The organism is Terriglobia bacterium, from assembly GCA_020073085.1.
GTDB lineage: Bacteria > Acidobacteriota > Terriglobia > JAIQFV01 > JAIQFV01 > JAIQFV01.
Genome location: JAIQFV010000042.1, coordinates 1 through 21,172, shown reverse-complemented (window position 1 = coordinate 21,172; position 21,172 = coordinate 1). Strand labels below are relative to the sequence as shown.

11 protein-coding genes are annotated in these 21,172 nt (G+C 57.2%); 9 read left to right on the top strand and 2 right to left on the bottom strand.

The window, feature by feature from the left end; translation table 11 throughout:
* Nucleotides 1-994: 994 nt before the first annotated feature.
* Complete coding sequence (locus LAO21_21930; GenBank protein MBZ5555377.1) at nucleotides 995-3,112, bottom strand: VCBS repeat-containing protein; 2,118 nt, start codon at nucleotides 3,110-3,112, stop codon at nucleotides 995-997.
* A 975-nt stretch (nucleotides 3,113-4,087) separates the two neighbouring features.
* Between LAO21_21930 and LAO21_21925 the strand changes: the two genes are divergently transcribed.
* The 8 genes from LAO21_21925 (at nucleotide 4,088) to LAO21_21890 (ending at nucleotide 18,455) form a co-directional block, all read left to right on the top strand.
* The gene (locus LAO21_21925; protein MBZ5555376.1) at nucleotides 4,088-4,591 is read left to right on the top strand and encodes a GNAT family N-acetyltransferase; all 504 of its coding nucleotides are present in this window, start codon (nucleotides 4,088-4,090) and stop codon (nucleotides 4,589-4,591) included.
* A 165-nt stretch (nucleotides 4,592-4,756) separates the two neighbouring features.
* Nucleotides 4,757-5,056 carry a hypothetical protein gene (locus LAO21_21920; GenBank protein MBZ5555375.1) on the top strand — a complete coding sequence of 100 codons (300 nt, stop codon included), beginning with the start codon at nucleotides 4,757-4,759 and terminating at the stop codon, nucleotides 5,054-5,056.
* 1,256 nt (nucleotides 5,057-6,312) lie between these two features.
* Nucleotides 6,313-6,813, top strand: a complete 501-nt coding sequence (locus tag LAO21_21915) for a tail fiber protein (GenBank protein MBZ5555374.1) — start codon at nucleotides 6,313-6,315, stop codon at nucleotides 6,811-6,813.
* A 34-nt stretch (nucleotides 6,814-6,847) separates the two neighbouring features.
* Nucleotides 6,848-7,345, top strand: coding sequence for a tail fiber protein (locus LAO21_21910; protein ID MBZ5555373.1), 498 nt, complete (start codon nucleotides 6,848-6,850; stop codon nucleotides 7,343-7,345).
* A gap of 16 nt (nucleotides 7,346-7,361) precedes the next feature.
* Nucleotides 7,362-7,892 (top strand): tail fiber protein, encoded by a 531-nt coding sequence (locus LAO21_21905; protein MBZ5555372.1) that lies wholly within the window; start codon nucleotides 7,362-7,364, stop codon nucleotides 7,890-7,892.
* A 513-nt stretch (nucleotides 7,893-8,405) separates the two neighbouring features.
* Entirely contained in the window at nucleotides 8,406-14,708 is a 6,303-nt protein-coding gene (locus LAO21_21900) for a DUF11 domain-containing protein (protein ID MBZ5555371.1), read from the top strand.
* Nucleotides 14,709-15,077: 369 nt separating this feature from the next.
* Nucleotides 15,078-16,625 (top strand): bifunctional metallophosphatase/5'-nucleotidase, encoded by a 1,548-nt coding sequence (locus LAO21_21895; GenBank protein MBZ5555370.1) that lies wholly within the window; start codon nucleotides 15,078-15,080, stop codon nucleotides 16,623-16,625.
* A 522-nt stretch (nucleotides 16,626-17,147) separates the two neighbouring features.
* Nucleotides 17,148-18,455: an MFS transporter gene (locus tag LAO21_21890; GenBank protein MBZ5555369.1), complete on the top strand. Its 1,308-nt coding sequence runs from the start codon at nucleotides 17,148-17,150 to the stop codon at nucleotides 18,453-18,455.
* Nucleotides 18,456-18,767: 312 nt separating this feature from the next.
* Here the strand turns inward: LAO21_21890 and LAO21_21885 are convergent, their stop codons facing one another.
* Nucleotides 18,768-19,481 (bottom strand): hypothetical protein, encoded by a 714-nt coding sequence (locus tag LAO21_21885; GenBank protein ID MBZ5555368.1) that lies wholly within the window; start codon nucleotides 19,479-19,481, stop codon nucleotides 18,768-18,770.
* 262 nt (nucleotides 19,482-19,743) lie between these two features.
* Here LAO21_21885 and LAO21_21880 point away from each other — a divergent pair, with 262 nt between their 5' ends.
* Nucleotides 19,744-20,886, top strand: coding sequence for a hypothetical protein (locus LAO21_21880; GenBank protein MBZ5555367.1), 1,143 nt, complete (start codon nucleotides 19,744-19,746; stop codon nucleotides 20,884-20,886).
* Nucleotides 20,887-21,172: the final 286 nt, after the last annotated feature.

Here is a 21,172-nt window from a genome sequence, read left to right as displayed (position 1 = left end):
CCAACAACTGGAATTTTCCTATCGCTAACTGGGACAGCAGAATGGGAGACCTGAACTTGAAAATCGACAATCACAACAGTTTTAACCAATATTCATGCGGGTCAGGGTCTTGAATCTCAGCTAATTTGGACAGCAGTGCTAAAGGATGGAAAATGGAAAGATAAGACGCCGACTCTTCAATCCACCAAGGCTGGCCGCTCCAACACGGCACTCTAAAGAGTTCAAACTTATACCAGCAATTTTTGTTCCCTGATCGATGCCTGATTGAGATTATTTAAGTTTTGTAGATTCAATCAAATAATAGAAGCTTGCTACAAGTGCGGCAGAGGCAAATACGAAATCTCGGAATCACTCATTGGGATCGACATGTGGACAGTTTAAGTCTAGTACACTTCATTCAGATGGAAATTACTGAAAAGAAGTGAAAACGATTTCCTCCAGAAGCAGACTTGATGGCATATGAAAAAGTGGATGCTTAGTTTATGAAAACCTGTAGTTTTTTAGTTCATCACGTGCTGCAATCGAACAACTCTTCGCGGACTCAAGTTGTCCTGATTCGAGTTGGGTGCCTCTTAGCTTTTCATCGCTTAGGATCAATCGGCGAATCTTTCGGGGATTGAATATGGATCGATGAAGTTGGCAAACCGTGTGCCGGAAATGGAGATTGCGGCTGTTTCCGCACCTTCCTTGCTGCACCGCCTCCTCCGCTGACAGGGGGGCGTGGGGCTGCCTTCGGCGGCTCACACGGGAAAGTAAATCACATCCGGATCATAGCCGCGGTTCATCGCTTCTTCGGCAGCCAACCACTGATCACCCCACTGAGACCGGAGCGGAACCCATTGTTACACTCTAACCCGGAATAGCATCCACCCCAGCGATCCCTCTAGTGGTGTGGAGTCCGTTCCCGCTGAATGAAACGAGCATGGATTAGGCTCCTCGGGCCGTTCCCGTGCGTTCAACATCGCCCTGAGGGCACCCGAGTCACGACGTGATCCTAATAGCTGACAGCCCAAGCTGACCCATTATCATCGTAAAAGCTGAGTGTCGTGTTCATCGCGCTTCCGTTCGGGTTGATCAGGATGAACTGCGTCCGATAGCCTCCTCCATCTGCAATCTGCGGAAACACCAGCAGGGGCGGCGCCGGCCGGCTGAAGTCTGCAATGGGAAACGTGGTCAGCAGGAAATCCCCGCGGGTGTTGACCAGTGATCGCAGTGTCAGCGCCACGAAGGGATCCGACGAGGAAACATCCAGCACCCCGGTAAACCCATCCGGAAGCCCACCGATCAACTCACCCGCAAACTTGGCCTCATGCCCGAACGCATCGAGATTCAGCTGGGCCATCCCACTGCCTGCAGCTGTGATCCCATCCAGCTGAAAGGCCCCCACGTTCACAGTCATTCCGCCGCCTCCAGAAGAACCACGACCCGGGAGGGCTATGGCCAGGCCGGTGTCATGACCCCGAGACTTATCCAAATAGATGCGCGCATGCATGGTCGGCGTGGCGTTTGGGATTCCTGATTCGGTCACCAGCGTCCCATTCTGGGTATAACTGAAGACTCCTGCTCCCGCCGGCGCTGTCATTCCCCCATCTGCCACCCACTGTGCCCATCCCGCCTTCACTGTCTCCGAGGAACCATCGGTTTGAAACACCACCACCCCATGGGGTTGAATTTGATAAATAAACGAAGACTGCGTGACGCCTTCGACCGGACGCAACGCCAGCGGCAGCCCATCGTCACCAAAAAGACTTAGGATCCCGCTCTCCATGGTGTCGGAGGTATTCATGAACACCAGAGTCGTCTTGTACCCTCCTCCATCGACGAGTTGGGGGAAGAACAATTGGGTGGCCAACGGCGGACTGGCTTCGTCGGCGACTGGCGTGGTGGTAATCAATGTGTCTCCCCGCTCGTTTGTGGTCAGTCGCAAGGCTGTGATCGAAAGCGGTTGGTCACTGAGGATCTCCAGCGACCCTAACCCGCTCCCAGAGGCGAAACCAGCCGGCAGATTAAAACCGGGAGCGAAAGAGCCAAGCTGATCCACAAACAATGCCCGGTGACTGTTGGGCGGCAGCATTCCACTTCCCGCGGTGACGCTTTGCCCTTGACGGTCGCGCAGCACGAAGACCGGGTGGGCCGTGCCTACGCCGCGATTCACCATCGCCACCCCGGTGTTAATGTTGATGCCTCCTGCTTCCACGGCATCCGCTTTATTTGGAACGCCATTACGATAGTCAATGAAGATCCGTGCTGCCGTGGTCGGCGGAGATGCGGGCACTCCAGCTTCGCTGACGACCGACCCGTTTTGGGTGAGGCTGAAGACCGCTGTGCCGTACATCGGCCCATCCACCGCGGCAGAACCACCGCTCACGGTCGGGACACTCCCTCCTGTCGAGAAAGTGTTGACCCCTGTGGGCGGAATGCTGAGATGCGCCTGGGCGTGGTCCGGGATTGAGGCTTTCGCCGAGGCATTGAACACGATCGATACTCCGGCATCGGGCCGATCGCCTCCCGGATAGCCTACCGACGCCTGAAACGACCCATCACCCCGGCCTAATAAAATGGAAACGTTGTGGGAGCCCGGGCTGGCCACCGCCAAATCCTGTTTCCCATCCCCGTTGAAATCACCAACCGCCAGGAAAATGGAGCCAGTTCCTGCGTTGTAGTTCACCGCGGCCTGAAATGTCCCATCGCCGTTCCCCAACAGAATGGAAACGTTGTTCGACGAACTATTCGCAACTGCTAAATCCTGGTTCCCATCACCGTTGAAGTCGCCCACCACGATGCAATTGGGCCGAGTGCCCGTGCTGTAGTTCACCGCCGGCTGAAAGGTCCCATCCCCCTGGCCTAACAAGATGGAGAGGTTGTCGACGAATGAATTCGCCACCGCCAGATCCCTTAGTCCATCCTTATTAAAATCACCGAGGGCGATCGATTGGGGAACGCGGCCCACGGGATAGACACGCGGGGCCAGAAAGCTCACTGGGGGCATTGAACCTGCTGCCGCCAGCCTTGCGGGTACCACCTGGAAAAGAAGGAGCACAGCGATGAGGGGGAACTGGCAGGTCTTTAAATGGGCGAATAATAAATGAGTCCATCCTTGACAACGTGTCATTGAAGTTTTTCCTTTGATGATTCTTCTGCTTGGATTAAAGCCAGGCCGGGAGTCCCATCATATCTTCCTGAGCGCATGAGAACCTCTCGGAGGGAGCTCGGCGTTTTCCCCACAGACCACCCGGAAAGACGCCTCTACGATTTCTGAAATCATCGAACCAACCGGAATCGATGGCCTGGGTACGCGGGTTTGACCTGTGGGGGAAACCATCCCGGAGATGTATCCATCTCGGGAAAACAACTCAATCCTTCCGTTATCACAAGTCTTGACTAAAACGGGACCGGGGTCTTACTCAACAAACGTCAAATCATCCTCTTGTTTCAGGGTCACATGTTGTGATGCCAGTCACCATCACCCAACGTGCATCTCAGAAAACTTCCAGACGCCCTTTAGGTGGTTCTGGCAATGTGTGGTCTTCGCCTCCGTCCGGCATAAGGCTACGCCGGCACGCTGACTGATCTTAACACAGCAGGCCCTTCAAAAAACTAGCTTTTTGAAATCCAGCCTTCATTGGTGGGACTCGAGCGACTGGCGCAACTGTGGAATGTTGCAGGGAAAGTGGGGTTCTCCGCTGACAGCGGAACCATGGCACTGCGACTGAGGGGCATATTCAAGTGTGGGACGCGGAGACGGGAAAAAAGGTAGCTGTTGTCAGCAGTGCTCAACTCGTTTCGGTAATGACCAGCAACTCATTACCTGTCCGGTAAAATCCGGCCTTGGGGCCCTACGCACCTCTCGGGCAACGATGTCTGGTCAGGGCAAGAGATTCATTACTCCAAACATCCGTTTTTCACCTCTCTTATGGTGAGCCTTAATACAGTCCGCACACCAGTCGTACTCTTCCAAGCGACCCGATCTCAAAATTATCTGTTCATTGTCGGCTCCGCGGGACTTCTGGAATATAATCTCAACGGGACTCCTGGGGCTCGCCCAGCTTTGAGGATTCGAGACATCGAAATACTGGAGTGTAACTGAATGAGCGGCATCACTCTGCGGCCAGTTTGTCCAGACGATGAGGATTTCCTCTATCAATTGTACTGCAGCACGCGACTCCAGGAAGTCGCCGCCTGGGGGTGGAACCCGTCGCAGCAGGAGGTCTTCCTGCGGATGCAGTTTAAAGCACAGCACCTGCATTACGAGGCCCAATTCGTCAATGTCCGGCATTCGATCATCGAAAAGGACGGCAAGAGCATCGGCCGTCTCTTTGTCGATCAAGGCCCCAAGGAATTTGTTCTGGTCGACATATCGCTCCTACCGGAACATCGCGGGGTCGGAATTGGCCGATATCTGATTGGAAGATTGCAGGCGGAGGCCGCCCGAATGAACCGGATGGTGCGCCTGCACGTCCTGCGAGGCAACCCGGCTTTACACCTTTACGAGCGGCTTGGATTTGTGTGCGTCGGAGATGATGGTGTCTATTCCGAGATGATATGGACTCCCGTCGAAAAGCCGACATCCGATATAGGTGGCGCTAAATAATACTTCAATCCAGACAGTAAGGGGACTGAGGTCTGAAGCTGGAGATGAGAAATTTGTAACTCACCAGGTTTGGCCGAGCCGCCCCATTAAGAACAAGCGAGAGTTGCCACCCAAAGATTGACTCTTCAAGATTAAAGGGATTCAGAGGGGAGACCTAAATCACAGATGGAGAAACCACAGTATTCTGAATTCGCTGAGAATATTCACACAAAGTTCCGTGTGGTCCGGGATGTTGAAGAAAGCCTCGAGCTGGAACTCGTGGGAGTGACCGACCCGACGAGGAAAGGGCCGTATGAGCATTTTGCGCTCGAGTTTCGGGGTCCTAAGCAGCCCATCTTGGCGCAACAAACCTATGCGCTGGAACATGATCGAATGGGAGACATTTCCATCTTCCTGGTTCCTATCCGCGGAGACGAGAACGCGGTTTACTACGAGGCGATCTTCAATCGACTCCTTAAAACCTAGATTGCAGTCCGGAGTGCCTTTGGAAGTGGATGGCCTTCACTATCTCCTCGAGTGGCGCCCACCCGATTCGTAAACGGTCACGGCGAACACACTGGGAAAAAACGGGGAGGCTGAACCAGGGCTCGGAGAGGGGCATCTCCTGCCGCAAATGAGACGGAGCGTGTTACGCTCAAACCTCAACTTCGAAGGTCGATGCCACTTCGGAAGTCCAGGAAACCGTGATTCAACCCTCCCGAGCCCGGTACCTAAGGTGTGAGGCGGTTGATGACTGCCTGAAAATAAGTATGAGACGAGTCCCTTCCGACCGGGACGAGGAGCATGGCGAACTGCCCAAGCTGGGTGTTAACCAGCTTGAAAGTGTCTTGCCAAAGCGTGGTTCCCGGAGGACCTTGAAAGATCAACGAAAAGCACTCCTGACCAGGGTTGGGGCTCGTTGCCGGCGCCTCAAGTCTCTTTTTTCCAGCGGGTGGTTTGATATCAGCAACTTCAATCAACTGAAGGCTGACGGGTGCTCCGTCTGGTGGAAAAGCCCTGAAAGTCTCACCCTTCTGCGAGCTAAAGTCATCCTTGCGCAACCCGGAGAGGTGGTCAATATCCGAGGCATGCAAGCCTTCGCGGATAAGCTCGTGCGGACGGGGCCGGGTCAGCCCTTCCCCCCTTCCCGTCTCAGCAGGAAGTCGCCCCTGCGCATTCAATATGAGAGGATGAATAAGATCCGCCCCTTGAGCAATGCCCCATAAGGCTCCTGCTCCAAGGAACACACGGCGAGAGATGGACAAGTGTAGCCTCCTTTCAATCCAGCCATTCTTGACCGCGGAGGTTATCCTGCTTCCCGGGAAAAAGCAATCCCTGCGCGAAAAAAAAAGTAAATTCAATCGAAGAGAGGTGTAGTTTTGCAGTGATGGCCGTCACAATTTTCTTTATCCCATGAAATCCGCAGTTCATCCTTGACTCGCCCCACCTCCCGACCTAGAATGCGAGAGTTGGTAAGGCTTGGGGGCTCCTTCGTAGGAAACGATCCGCCCGGAAGAAAACAAGGGAAAGAACTCCGAAAGGCTCAACGAACTTCCCCTCGAATACTACCCACGATCCGTTGACCTAGAGTTTCCGGCCATGATGATGAGGTGAGGCATGCTTCACCTCAAGGCTTTGTCCCCGAGTTTGACGGGTTGCTGCGGATCATAGGCTGCATAACGTTTTCAGTTCCTTGGGCTCGCCGCGGTTTCTCAGGTCATGGAGAAGGAGGTGTTGCAGGCATGTCTCAACCGTTCATTGGCGAAATTCGGATGTTCGCGGGAAATTTCGCTCCCGCGGGATGGGCATTGTGTGACGGCTCGTTGATACCGATCTCCGAGAACGAAACGCTCTTTGTTTTGATCGGGACTACTTATGGCGGCGATGGACAAGAGACCTTTGCTCTCCCGGACTTGCGCGGCCGAATTCCCATTCACCAGGGCCCCGGCTTCATCCTGGGACAATTCGGAGGGGTGGAAGGCGTCACCTTGACCGTCAATCAGATCCCCGCGCACAGCCATTTTCCCCAAGCCCAGTCGGGTGCCGGACAAGCCAGCAATCCCTCTAACAGAGTATGGGCGTCATCCAGTCTCAATCAGTTCTCGGCAAGCCCGCCCAGCGCATCGATGGATCCCGGTGCATTGAGTCTGACGGGGGGATCACAGCCCCATGAAAACATGATGCCGTTCCTGACGGTCAATTTTATTATTGCTCTGTTTGGAATTTTCCCATCGCAGACTTGATTGGGTAAGCACTCACGTCTTGGAAGGAGGTCGCGTGTCGGAACCGTTCTTAGGAGAGGTCAAAATCGTCGGCTTTAATTTTGCCCCAAAGGGATGGGCCTTTTGCAACGGGCAACTCCTGCCCATCAACCAAAACCAGGCCTTGTTCTCGATCCTGGGCACAACCTACGGCGGAGATGGGAGAGTCAACTTCGGCCTTCCCAACCTGCAGGGCCGTGTTCCCGTCCACGTCGGCGACGGCATTACCCTGGGGGAATCGGGCGGAGAGACCAGCCACACTCTTCTCCTCAGTGAAATGGCTGCCCATTCGCACCGGCCGGTTGGCAGCTCCAACCCGGCCACCGCGTCCACGCCGGCTGCAAATCTATGGGGGGCGGATACCCACAATCCCTACAGTCCCACCCCTAGTGCGGGGATGAACCCTGCTGACGTACTGCCGATTGGGGGCAATCAACCGCACGAGAACATGCCTCCTTATCTCGTGCTGAACTTCATCATCGCTCTCCAGGGGATATTCCCCTCACAGAACTAGTAAAGGGGCAAACTTTATGGCAAACCCGTTTGTAGCGGAAATCCGAATCTTCGCGGGAAACTTTGCGCCCACAGGCTGGGCCTTTTGCAATGGTCAACTGATGCCCATCAGTCAAAATACCGCGTTGTTCTCGCTCATTGGTACATTTTACGGGGGCGACGGCAGGAGCACCTTTGCCCTGCCGAACCTTCAGGGAGCAACGCCCTTGCACGCGGGGCAAGGCCCCGGATTGAGCATGCGTTTTCTGGGGGAAAGTGGCGGACAAGAAGCGGTGACTCTCATCGAGAGTGAACTGCCCCCTCATTCCCACACGGTTAAGTGCGATGGAAGTGCCGGCGGGGTTAATTCCCCGAGCAATAACACCTGGGGGACAGTTGTTGGCAGGGGCCGGCCTCCCGCCTACGCCCCAACTTCAGTCAATAATGTTCAGATGAGCCCGCTGGCCACGTCGTTGGCAGGGAGCAGTTTTCCGCATAACAACATGCCTCCCTATCTCGCCCTGACATTCATCATTGCGCTCCAAGGAGTTTTCCCCCCGAGGCCATAAGGAATCGCAGGAATGCTGGAGCAAAGGAAGTAGTTTTTACCGAGGGTGAATTACCTGGGGATATCTGGGTTGACGTCCCATGGCAGTCATTTTGAGGCTTTAGTTCCTGATCCAAGACGGCAAGGCTGACTTTGCCATTCCCAAATCCAAGTTCGGGGGGTTCCCCCGGGATCACCAGTTTGAAAAGGGAACCCGGCGTCCGGATCGAGAATTTCTCCCGATGAAGGGTCGAACAGTTGGCTCTGAAAGGCACGCTTATCCCGTTGTGTATTCAATGTGGTCTTCCCTTTCAGCAATGCTCGCCGACGCCCCTGTGCGGAGGATTCGGTTCTTCTTGTGATCATCGGTTGTGTATACCAGTCAAATATCTTTCTAAAGAGGGTGGCCTGAGTGAAAAATTTAATTTGCAGCCGTTCTAATCAAGCTTGGTTTCGCTTTGCATTTGCGCTTGCGTTGTCCGTGGTCTTCTTCAATCTGCCGGCCTGGGGGCAGACCTCTCGGTCAGAATACACGATGGGCCGAGGCAGGCCCGGCTGGCGCTCGCCTTACACTCCCCTCACGCCCTCCCAAGTGCAAAAGCGGCGGGCGCTGAGTGCGGCGGCGACGGTCACGGTCAACAGCACCGCCGATGTGATTCACTCCCCCGGTTGTGCGACCACCGGCACAGGAACCTGCTCGCTGCGCGATGCCATCCTCTTTGCAAACGCCAATTCGGGGTCAACGATTGTCTTTAGTGCTGCGACCGATGGGATCCCTTTTACACTGACGATTCCCGGCCACTCCTTGGATGCCACCCAAGGCGAACTCGCTGTTCTCGCGGCCATCACCATCACGGGGAACGGTCCGGCCAATACCATTATCCAGGGAGGAACCGATGCGACGAACGGCGTAGACAAGGTGTTCTCGTTTAATCCGCTTGGCGCGCTCCCGGGATTCGCTGTGAACCTCTCCGGGGTCATGATTCAATTTGGACGGAATCAACAACCCTTCGATTCATTTGATGGAGAAGGAGGCGCTTTCGATTTTGACGCAGGGCTCGCAGGGGACGGCTCTCTCACCGTCTCCAACTGTGTCTTCACCAATAACAGCACAGTCGATGGAGATGGTGGCGGCGTTGCACTCTTCGATGGGGGAACGATCACCATCAGCAATACCACCTTTTCCAACAACACGGCGCGGACTGCCGGAGGGGCGAGCACCGAAGGGGGAGGTATCTTCATCGGATTCACCGGTAACGTGACCACCCTCACCATCCAGGACTCGACGATCACCGGCAATCAGGCCCCCTCGGCCTCACCGCTCCAGCAAGGTGGAGGTCTCTTCACTTTTGGCGGCGGAAGCACCAATTATCAGATTCACAACACCACGATTTCAAATAATGTGGCAGGAAATGATGGAGGAGGCGTCTTTTCGGGGGGACCCATAACCATCGACCAGGGAAGCGCGATCACCGGCAACACCTCCGGCCGGTTTGGCGGAGGCTTGGTGACCAACGACACCACCGCCATCTCCAATGTCACGATCACAGGAAACGGCGCAGCCTCTGGCGGTGGGGGCCTGTATAGCAATACAGGAACCACCACTGTCACCAACAGCCGAATTGCCAATAACACCTCTACCACGGGCCCCATTGCCGTGGATGTGAACGCGGCCAACGGCGGCACAATCACGGGCATCAACAACTGGTGGGGAACCAATAGTTCACCTGCAAGTATGATCGCCGCCTCAGGAGTGACCTTCGATCCATGGCTGGTGTTGACCCTGAATGCGTCGCCCACCACGATCCGGGTCAACCAGACCTCTGACTTGACGACCGCCATTAACACCAACAGCAACAGTCAAACGGGCTTCAGCATACCGGACGGCGCCCCGGTGACATTCGCCGGGACTCTGGGTACGGTCAATCCTACCAACGCGACCCTGACCTCGAGCACGGCCACATCCACCTTCACGGCAGGCCCGATCGGTGGATTAGGCGCAGGCTCAAGCACAGTGGACAACCAGACCGTCAACGCCAACATCGTCGTCCTCGTGCCGCCCACGATCAGCAAAACCTTCGGGGCCGCAACGATACCGATCAACGGCGCCACCAGCCTGAGTTTTACAATCACCAATCCTAACGTGGCCGCGATCAACGCCGTCGGGTTCAGTGACACGTTCCCCATTAACCTGGTGATTGCCACTCCCAACGGCTTGACCGGATCCTGTGGCGGCGGAACGATTACGGCGACGGCCGGATCGGGGTCGGTCACTCTGTCAGGGGCCACAATCCCCGCAGCCTCGGCTTGCACCTTCTCGGTCAACGTTACAGGCACCTTCGACGCCATATCGAGCAATTCGACAAACAACGTCAGCTCCGTGGACGCGGGAACGGGCAATACCGCTTCCGCAAGCATCACGGTCATCAACCCGCCTTCCATCGCAAAAGGGTTTGGCGCTGTTACAATCCCGCTGAACGGATCGACGTCCCTCACCTTCACAATCAACAACACCAACATCAATTCGACGCTCAACGGGACCGCATTCACTGACAACCTGCCTGCAGGGCTTGTGGTAGCGACTCCCAACGGATTGACTGGTTCTTGTGGAGGGGGCGCCATTACAGCGGCCGCCGGCTCCTCAAGCGTGAGCCTGTCGGGCGCGAGTTTGCCTCCATCGACCTCGTGCGCGTTTTCTGTCAACGTGACGGGCACAACGGCTGGCGTGAAGAATAACAGCGTGACGGTGAGTTCCACGAACGGCGGAACGGGAAATACCTCAAATGCGTCGTTGACGGTGACGGCGCCGCCAGTGATCATCAAGGCGTTCGGAGCCGCTTCGATCCCATTGAACGGTTCCACCTCGCTGACTTTCACGATTCAAAACAATAACACCACGATCACGCTGACAGGGATTGGCTTTACCGACACCTTGCCGGCGGGACTCGTGGTCTCGACACCCAACGGACTGACCGGCACCTGCGGCGGCGGCACCATTACAGCCGCCCAGGGAACCAACAGCATCGATCTTTCGGGCGCGACATTGGCACAGAGCAGTTCATGTACCTTCTCCGTAAACGTCACGGGCACAGCCGCCGGAACGCAGAACAACACCACCGGCGCGGTGACGTCCACGGAGGGCGGAACCGGCGGCACGGCCTCGGCAAGCATTCTGGTCGTAGCGCCGCCGTCCATCGCAAAAGCGTTCGGCGCGGCGAACATCCCGCTGAATGGGACGACAAGTCTGACACTTACGATCACCAACCCGGCCGCGAACACGGTGGCGCTGACCGGAGTGGCCTTCACCGACACGCTGCCCGCGGGCATCGTCGTAGCGACACCTAATGGTTTGACCAACACCTGCGGGGGAACGGCCACGGCGGTGGCGGGTTCGGGCGCCATCTCACTGACCGGAGGCACTCTCGCAACCAGCAGCAACTGCACGGTGGCCGTAAATGTCACCGGGACCGCATCCGGAGCCTTCACGAACACCACGGGAGCGGTGTCGTCGACCAATGGCGGCACCGGCAACACCGCATCGGCCAATCTTTCAGTGGCCACGCCGGCAACCATCACGAAGTCATTCGGGGCCGCCACTGTTCCATTGAATGGCTCGACCTCCCTCAGTTTCACTGTCACAAACCCCGGAGCCAACACCATTGCACTCACCGGTGTGACCTTTACCGACAACCTGCCTGCGGGGCTGGTGGTGTCCACGCCTAACGGGCTGACGGGCTCCTGTGGAGGCGGCACAATTACCGCCGTTGCCGCGTCCTCTTCTGTAAGTCTGGCGGGCGCGACCCTGGCAGCCAGTGCCTCCTGCACCTTCTCCGTGAACGTAACGGGGACGACAGCCGGTGTGAAAAACAACAGCGTCACTGTGGCCTCGACCGAGGGCGGGACGGGCAATACCTCAAATGCATCGTTGACGGTGGTCGCGCCGCCGGTGATCATCAAGGCATTCGGGGCCGCTTCGATCCCATTGAATGGCGCAACTTCGCTGACCTTTACGATTCAAAATAATGACACCACAACCACGCTGACAGGGGTTGGCTTCACCGACACCCTGCCCGCAGGCCTCGTGATCTCGACACCCAATGGACTGACCGGCACTTGCGGCGGCGGCACGATTACAGCGACCGCGGCATCCGGCAGCATCGCCCTGTCGGGCGCGACCCTGGCAGCCAGCACGTCATGCACATTCTCAGTGGATGTGACGGGGACCACCGCAGGGACAAAGAACAACACCACCGGCGCAGTGACGTCCACGGAGGGCGGAACCGGCGGCACGGCCTCGGCGAGCCTCGCCGTGGTCGCCCCTCCCACGATCACCAAGGCATTTGGCGCTTCCAACATCACCTTGAACGGCACCACCACCCTGACGTTTACAATTAACAATCCCAGCACCAACACGATCGTGTTGTCCGGAATCGCATTTACAGACACCTTCCCCGCGGGGCTCCAGGTGGCCGCGACCCCCGGAGCCGTGAGTAACTGTGGAGGAACATTCACAGCCAACGCAGGCGCAGGCAGCGTCAGTCTCACTGGCGGCAACCTTGCCCCGGGAGCCGCGAAGAGCGGCCGCTCGACCGCTGTGGTCCCCAGTACCTGCGTTCTCACTGTCAACGTGACAGGAACATCGTCGGGCGTTTTGAACAATACGACGGGAGCGGTCAGTTCAACCCAGAGTGGACCAGGGGCCACCAGCAACACAGCCACCCTGACGGTTGCCGAGAATGCTGACCTGTCGGTCTCCAAGACGACTTTGACAGCCACCCCTCAGGCGGGATCGAACCTGGTGTATACGTTGACCGTTAACAATGCCGGTCCCCTGACTGCGACGGGTGTTCAAGTGACGGACACGCTGCCGGCCAACCTGTCCTTTGTATCTGGGGCGGGTCCAGCGAATTGGAGTTGTGTCCTGGGAGCAGGAAGCGTCGTGACGTGCAGCAAGTCCACCAGCATGGCCGTCGGGGAAACAGCCGCCCTGACCCTCACCCTGGCACTCGACTGTGGCATCGCCGACAAGATATCCATCGCTAACACGGCGGCAGTCAGTTTTCCGGGAACCGATCCGAATCCCTCCAATAATACGAGTACCGCCACGATCCAGACGTCGAATCCTGCAGCCATTTCGCCGGCCGATCGATCGTTTGGGCCGGCGGGAGGAACCGGTGTTGTAAAGGTCACTTTTGCTGGCAGCTGCAATTGGACGGCAACCAGCAATGACAGCTTTCTCACGATCGAAGGCACGGGCGGAGGGAGCGGAAACGGCGAGGTCCATTTCACAGTGGCGCCCAACACGGGCAACAACCTCCGCAGCGGAACCATGAGCATCGCTGGATTCACTTTCACGGTCACGCAGACGGCAGTGGGAGAGGCATTGTTGACGGCGCCGGGAGGAGGCGCAGGGAGTCTCCTCACGGGCGGCCAGGGCAACAATGCACAAGCAGGGTACGCGACGGCGACCCCCGTCCTCTCGAAAAGCGCCCGGGAAGCGGACGTCAACGATGGCCTTTTCAGCACGGCAGTGTTAAGCCTGACACAGAACGGCGTGGTGGTCAGTGAAGCGGGAGTCCCGTCGGAACCGGTGACTACAGCGGCACGCATTTTCGTGGACTTCCGGACAAACGTCCCCGCAAAGTCAGACGACCTTAGCGCCGGCACCATCAATGTCTCCACCGGGATTGCCGTGGTCAACTTGGGGTCGGCGGCGGCCAACCTCACCGTCACCCTGCGAGGACCCGATGGAACCACATTGACTGTCGGGCATGGATCGCTCCTGGCAGGAGGACATCGGGCGCGATTCCTGGATCAGTTAGCTGATGTGGCGCCCGGATTTGCGCTGCCAGGCAACTTTGGCTCGGCAATCCAGTTTGGAACCCTGGAAGTATCCAGTGATCAACCCATCTCGGTGGTGGGGCTGCGACTGGTGGTCAACCAGCGTGGGGAGACGTTGTTAACGACGACCCCTTCCGTGGACCTGACGCAGAGTGCCGCATCCAGTACTCTGATCTTCCCACAGATGGCAGATGGGGGAGGTTATCGGACCACTGTGTTGCTGCTCAATTCCACCACGGGGGTGGAGACCGGCACACTGCAAGTTCTGGACGACCACGGGTCACCTCTTTCGGTGCGTCCCGTGGGAGGAGTCGCTGGGACCAGCTTTGCTTACAGCATCGCGGCCAACGGCGTGTTCGTGTTCGAGACGGACGGCTCCCCCGCCACGGTGCATGCCGGGTCAATCCGAATCCTTCCCGATGGGTTCAAGCCCACCCCGGCCGGTGCCGGCATATTCAGCTTCGAGCCGGGAGCGACGGTAGTCACTCAGTCGGGCGTTCCTAGTGCCACTCCCACCTCGCACGCGCTGATCTATGTCGACCTCTCGGGCGGTCATGATACGGGCCTGGCTCTGATGAATCCCAACAACCAACCTCTGTCCGTCCAGCTTCAAGCGTTCCAGGCGGACGGCCTGACCCCGGCCGGGACCATCGCCTCGGTCACTTTGCCTCCCAGCGGGCACCTGGCGGCGTTTGTAGATCAACTGGTTTCGGGCCTTCCGGCGGGCTTTACCGGGGTGCTGAATCTCAGTGCTCCCGCCCCCTTTGCGGCACTCACGTTGCGGTCGCTTGCGAATACGCGCGGGGAATCGTTGCTGACCCTCTTCCCGATCGCGGATTTCAATCAGCCGGCTTCGATTCCAATGGTGTTCCCGCAGATCGCCGACGGCGGTGGGTACCGAACTCAAATCATCGTGGCCAACACGAATCCACTCACCGCGAAGGTCCTGATCAGCTTCTTTGACGACAATGGGAACCTGCTGGACGTTGTGAAGTGAGGGGAGTTGTCAGTTCTCAGTTGTCGGTTCTCAGTTGTTAGTTGTCAAGGGAATGCGGTCGTGCCGAAATGTATTGCTCTGGAAGCCCATAGGCATGACCCTCTTCATTGAAGGCGAATGTGCGTGTGGAATGAGGACCCGATTGGTCCTTGCGTTTCCCCGTCGTCTCGACGGTTGCAAGGACCCGGGCAACGACTCGCCTTGGCCTGTCCCCTTCTTCTCAACATAAAATCTTAATCAAATCTTAATCATGGCAACATTGCGGTTCGAGAATCCTCTCGTGATAATATAAGGGATTCAGATTCGCTCCTTCGGTTCGCCTAGAGGGGGAACGAGCCTTATACTTACCGTCACCAGGGAGGGCGCGTCATGAAGGCTGCTCGGCTTGTTGTGTATTACCTGCTTTCCTTTCTGCTCCTGTCATCGCTTGTTTTAGCGCAACAAGTCTCACTCACGATACTCCATACCAACGACACGCACGGACATTTGTTACCTTTCAGTTATCCTTCCATCGTCCCTGCCGGGTCTGAACTCGCCGGGCTCAAGGTTCGAAGAGACATCGGCGGGATTGCCCGCCGGGCCACCCTGGTGAAGCGCCTGCGCGCGGAACTTGAGGCCCGCGGCACGGCCGTCTGGCTCATGGATGCCGGAGATTTTTCCGACGGCACCCCCTTTTCGACTGAATACCACGGCGAGGCGGATATCGCGGCGATGAACGCCTTGGGATACAACTTTTCTACTCTCGGCAACCATGAATTTAACAACCCGCTCGTGTTGCTCAAGAAACTCATTTCGGAGTTCCACTACCCCGTGCTCTGTGCCAATGCGATTGAAAACTCCACGGGCAAGCCTCTGACTCAGACCTCGGTGATCCGGGAGGTGGGAGGCCTCAAGATCGGGATTTTTGGTCTCTTGACGCACGAGGCGGCCACCTATCCCGCCAGCAAGGATGGGGTCACTGTCGCAGGAGAAGTCGAAACAGCCCGGAACATGGTAAAGGCACTCCGTCCCGGGGCGGACATTGTCATTGCCCTCTCGCACGCCGGGGAAGACACGGATGAAAAGATCGCCGCCGCAGTCCCGGGAATCGATGTCATTGTCGGCGGCCATTCGCACTCGCGCCTTCCTGCCGGCGAGTTGGTGTGGCATTCCGATGAACTCAAGGCAAAGGAAGTGAACGGGACAGTGATCGCGCAGGCACACCAATGGGGCGGCGAACTCGGCCGCCTGGATCTGCTGTTTACCAAAGACGAGCAAGGGGTGTGGCATGTGGATCGGTACCGGGCACGCCTCATCCCCATTACGCCCGATATCCCGGAAGATCCGTCGGAGGCTGCGGTTGTCGATCGCTACTGGAAGCCGATCGCAACCCGTTATGGGGAAATCATTGGCAAGGCGACGGATGACATCAGTGAGCGCGGTGACGACCTGGCGCCTTACAATCTGGTGGCCGATTCCATCCGCGAGGCCATGGGGACCGATGTCGAATTCGAAAACCTGGGCGGTGTGAGGGCACCCCTGGTGAAGGGAAATATCACGCTGGCAGACATCATCGATATGGATCCGTTCGACAACAAGGTCATGACCTTCAAGATTACCGGGCGGCAGCTCAAGGAAGTTCTCTCGAGGTCACGGCCGGCGGTCTCGGGGGTTCGTTACCGGCTGGAAAACGGCGAGCTTCGAGAGGTGACGGTCGGGGGAAAAACTGTGGAAGACGATCGCGTTTACACGGGGGCAACCAATTCCTACTTTGCCGGTTACGCCTTGAAAGGCATCGAGGTTAACAACACCGGCAAGGCGCGGCGGGACGTTCTTGTCGAACAAATCCGCAAGAAGGGGACGGTGACTCCGGCCTATGATGGGCGCCGATTCGTCATTGGAAGTCGGTCACAGGGTAACGCGACACCTCAATCCTGAATTCCGAAGTTGAGAACCCCTGGGATATTCTCTGGGGAGTCGCAGGAAGAATCGATCGACTCTTCTCCCATTCGTGCGAGCGGCAACGCAAATCCTGCATCCGGAGGTCGCCGCGGTTGTTCCCCGCGAAAGCTCGCCGAGGGCGGCAAGGCAACGATGCGGGGCGATCACCGTGGGAGTGGAAGACTTCTCTGCAGTCGGCTGGCAAAATCTGAAATCTCAAATTTGAGATCGGGGATCTGAAGGGCGACAGGGCTCAGCGATCACCCCGAAGAGGTAACCCGGAGCGGCGGCATCGAGGCATCGGGCTCGGGCTGGAAATTGCAGCTCGAGGAAAAGAGGGGGGCCTGTAATGTTTGCCCCCTCGGACCACTGCTCTGAAGATTTCTAAACCACCGGCCGCGGGTGGGATTTTCTATGAGGATTCACCTTCGGGATACGGGTCAAACCTGCCTTTCTTAAGCCACGGGAAGAACACAATAGCCACCGGTAATTCACTCCGGATCACTCGAGCAGACCCCCATGACTACCATTTTGGATCGTCCCGTTCACAGTGTAGCATTCCGACGACGACGCGCCCTGAACTGGCTGACGCTCGGCACCACGTACGCCACGATGTATATGGCGCGGTACAACCTCTCGTTCGCCAACAAGTCGCTCTCCGACACGTTCGGCTGGGACAAGACCCAGATCGGCACTATCATTTCCACCATGCTGACGGTCTATGGTCTCTCGGCGCTGTTAAACGGGCCGATTGCCGACCGTATCGGAGGACGCAAGGCGATGCTCATCGGCGTGTGCGGCGCCATCGTCTCTAATCTTGCCTTCGGTTTGGGTGCTTACCTCGGGTTCCTGGGCACCGGCACCTTGTTGCTCGCTTACTTCTCGAGCGTCTGGGCCCTGAACGGCTACTTTCAGTCCTACAGTGCGCTGTCGCTCATCAAGGTCAATTCGGCATGGTTTCATGTGCGCGAGCGAGGGGTCTTCTCCGCGATCTTTGGATCGATGATTCAGGGTGGACGGGCGCTCATTTATTTCATTGGACCCATTGCGGTAACCTTCCTTCCCTGGCAATGGGTGTTCTTTATTCCCGCTGGAACCATGATCGTGATGGCAATTCTGACGTTCTGGCTCGTGCGGGATTCCCCGGAAGATACCGGCTTCGAAGACTTCGATACAGCCGACGCCTCGAGTGGCGATACCGAAAAGGCTGATTTGAAGTACCTCACCCGAAAGGTCTTCACCAATCCCGTTACTGTGACCATTGCCATAGCAGAATTCTGTACCGGTTTCGTGCGGCACGGATTTGAGCAATGGTTCCCGCGATACATGCAGGAGGCCCAACACCTCGCGCTCAACTCGCGCGTTTTCGAATCCGGAGCGCTCGCGGTGGTGTCGACGGGAATTCTCGGCGCGTTCGCGGCCGGCACCATATCGGACTGGGTGTTCAAGTCGCGCCGTCCACCGGTGGCCTTCATTGGTTACACTCTTCAGGTTGCCAGTCTCGCGATCATCTGGTGGGCGCCCAGCCTCTCGCTCATCGTTGCCGCCTTCATCGTGAACTCGTTCGCCATCAGCATGGTCCACTCGATGCTTTCGGGCACCGCCTCCATGGATTTCGGCGGAAAGAAAGCGGCCGCGAGCGCCACCGGGATGTTTGACGGAATGCAGTACATTGGGGGTTCTGCGGTCGGCATCGGCATGGGCTGGATGCTGGAACGCCTGGGCTGGGGGGCGTGGGGACCGAGTATGATCGGCTTCTCGATCATCGGCGCAATCCTGATGCTTCGCCTGTGGAATGCCGTTCCCAAGGCCAGGTCAACCCACTGAAGCGCGCACCGCAAAGGCGCGGAGCTTTCTCCGGGAAGGGACCGGCCCCTGCCTTACAGGACTGTCGAGAGCTTTGAGAGCAATGTGGCTTTCCCTCGCCTCGCCGAACCGGAACAAGGATCAACATTTATTAGGAATCCATGAACCCAGGAGATCGATCGTCAACGAAAAGCTTCCCGGACAATCAACTCCATTCCAGATTAAAGGTTTCTAACTTCCTGTCTTCCTGGCCTCCTAATGATCGCTTCTTCTGTCCTTCTCGGCGCAAATTCTCTTGAAGAGCTGCTGATCTTCCGAATCTTCACCCATAGATCATTTGCTGTAAATCTCCCATAATCTTGCCGTCGCACGTTCGAGTTCAGCGCCGATCAGTTTCGGATCCAGGGTTTTTTCCGGCATGTTCTCGAAGACCGCGTAAGGAAGCCGGTGTCCATTCACCTCAATATAGCCCGGGTCCCTTGCTTCGAGCTTTTCCCAATCATTGGTTTTATAGTACGCCTCCATCTTTTCATCGGGCAGCGAGTGGTAAAGGATCGAATCCTCCTCGCCTTTGCGTGCACGCCGGCGGTTCTTGCGCACCGACTCTTCATAAGTTACCCGAATATAAATCAGCGACGCCTTGCTGAGCATATCATCGGAAAGGAAGGAGAGCGCATGGTGAATGGCATTCTCGCCACCTCGTGCAAACTCCACAAGGGTTGTTATCCTGTCGTGATAGGCAGGGTCTTTCGTGACCTTTTTCCTGTAATCCAGCGCCAGACGCTTCATATAGAGGTCCCAGATGTACGGATCTTTGAACCAATACTTCTCGTCACTCCACACGCGCTCCTGGCCCATTTGAGCCATCAAATCGTCGAGCTCGAACGTTTCCCACACATAGGCGAAGTCGTCGAGTTCCTCGAAGTTGGCGATGTGGTACTTCTCGAGCCGCACAATCGGGTCGCACTTTTTCAAAAAGTCTATGACTTCCGATTTGCCGGCGGCCGGCCGGCCCGTGATGATAAGAATCGGGAAATGATTATTCATATGCGATCCTTCCAAACTTCTATAAGCTTCTCGCCGGATTTGTCCCGCCACCCTCCATTGTACCAACTGAATCCATGAACGCCTCGTTTTTCTATTCTCAGATCGTTATCGTCCTGGATCGTTATCTTCCTGCAGAGGTCCAAGGAGTTCCTGTGCTTTCCTTTCCCCCACCCGCTTGCCGCACAGCGGTCTGTCGTGAGACCCGAGCATTCCGGCAGTCCCGTCGAAAAGGCATGATAGAATCTCCGCGGAGGAAAACGCGATGTGGAAGACTGCCCCGGGGAGCACCGGGCGATTGCTTCAGCTTTGCGTGGCTTACTTTGGACTGTACGTCCTCAACGGCATTTTTGCGAAAGTCTTCACGGGGGGTTACCCGCTCCACATGCCGGAGGTCGCCTACCTCTTCAACAACACCCTCGGTGGGAGTGGGATTGCCCTGGCGGTGGTCTTTGCCCTGGGTTGGATTAAGCTCAAGTCAAACCGGCGGGTGAAGTGGGGTCCGTTCACGGTTCCCTCCGAGGTCGGGTACATCATCCCCTCGGGCATCTGCACCGCCATTGTGATACCGACAACGACGTTGATGTACACCCTGCCGATTTCGGTCATGGTGGCGATGGTGATCATGCGGGGCAGCATCATCGTGATCAGCCGACTGGTCGATGCCGTCCAGATCCAGCAAGGGATCCTCAAGAAGCGGGTCTATGCCGAGGAGAATTGGGCCGTAGTGTTTGCGCTGCTCGCGGTCGCCACGAATGTGCTGCTGCTTCCCCTGGTGACCTTTCTGGAAGGCCATGGCATGCACGCTTCGCAGTGGATCGGACTCAAGCCCGGCGCGGGGAGAGGCAGCTTCGACTTCCTTCATTCCCCGCAGGCGATGACGATCATGGGTTTCTATATTACCGCCTACATGATCCGCATCTATATCATGAACTACTTCAAGAACACTCGCGCCAAAGGCGTCCCGCTCGATAACCAGGGGTTCTTTGCGATCGAACAGATTGCCGCAAGTCTTACCATGGCCGCCATTGTCGTATTTTTTTATTTTGGAGCTCCCGCCCTCAACTGGACGTCGAAGCCGATCGCGGAGTTTCGGGGGGCGGTGGCCCACCCGAGCACCGGCGCCATTCTCTCCGGGCTCCCCTATGGCGTTCTGGCATTCTTCTCGGTCTTCATTTTCATGTTCAAGGGACGTACCGCCACCTTTGCAGGACTCGTGAACCGGCTCACCTCGCTGTTGGCCGGCACGGCCGCGACCCTGCTCATGTTCTTCATCTTCGGCGCCAAATTCCCCACGATGCAGGACTGGGCGTCGGTGTTCTTTATTCTGGTGGCTGTTTATTTCCTGGCCCGCGCCGAGAAGCTGCGGATTTCTGAGCTTGCAAAGGAAGCTGTGGTCGAAAAATAAGGTAAAGGCCAGAGCAGCGGGGCAAGCCCACCCCTCGCCGCGGATGATCCCCCACCGCGTGGAAATCAACCTGCTACAGCCACTCGCTGGAACTTCCTGAAGCGCGGTTCACCTGGAGATGGCGAGTGCGGCCTCTTGGGGCAGGCCCATTTGAGCGCGGGCTTCCTTGACCGCCGCTACAAATCTCCGCGCATTCGCCGTAATGATTCCCGGCCGGCCCGTCCTCAGGGCCTCCGCCTGGACCAGTTCCCCTCCGACCCCCAGCGCGGCCGCCCCTGCCCGGATG

Coding starts and splice junctions, on each gene's coding strand:
- LAO21_21890 (MBZ5555369.1), top strand. CDS start 17,148: ATGACTACCATTTTGGATCGTCCCGTTCACAGTGTAGCATTCCGACGA.
- LAO21_21880 (MBZ5555367.1), top strand. CDS start 19,744: ATGTGGAAGACTGCCCCGGGGAGCACCGGGCGATTGCTTCAGCTTTGC.
- LAO21_21930 (MBZ5555377.1), bottom strand. CDS start 3,112: ATGACACGTTGTCAAGGATGGACTCATTTATTATTCGCCCATTTAAAG.
- LAO21_21925 (MBZ5555376.1), top strand. CDS start 4,088: ATGAGCGGCATCACTCTGCGGCCAGTTTGTCCAGACGATGAGGATTTC.
- LAO21_21915 (MBZ5555374.1), top strand. CDS start 6,313: ATGTCTCAACCGTTCATTGGCGAAATTCGGATGTTCGCGGGAAATTTC.
- LAO21_21885 (MBZ5555368.1), bottom strand. CDS start 19,481: ATGAATAATCATTTCCCGATTCTTATCATCACGGGCCGGCCGGCCGCC.
- LAO21_21920 (MBZ5555375.1), top strand. CDS start 4,757: ATGGAGAAACCACAGTATTCTGAATTCGCTGAGAATATTCACACAAAG.
- LAO21_21900 (MBZ5555371.1), top strand. CDS start 8,406: ATGGGCCGAGGCAGGCCCGGCTGGCGCTCGCCTTACACTCCCCTCACG.
- LAO21_21895 (MBZ5555370.1), top strand. CDS start 15,078: ATGAAGGCTGCTCGGCTTGTTGTGTATTACCTGCTTTCCTTTCTGCTC.
- LAO21_21905 (MBZ5555372.1), top strand. CDS start 7,362: ATGGCAAACCCGTTTGTAGCGGAAATCCGAATCTTCGCGGGAAACTTT.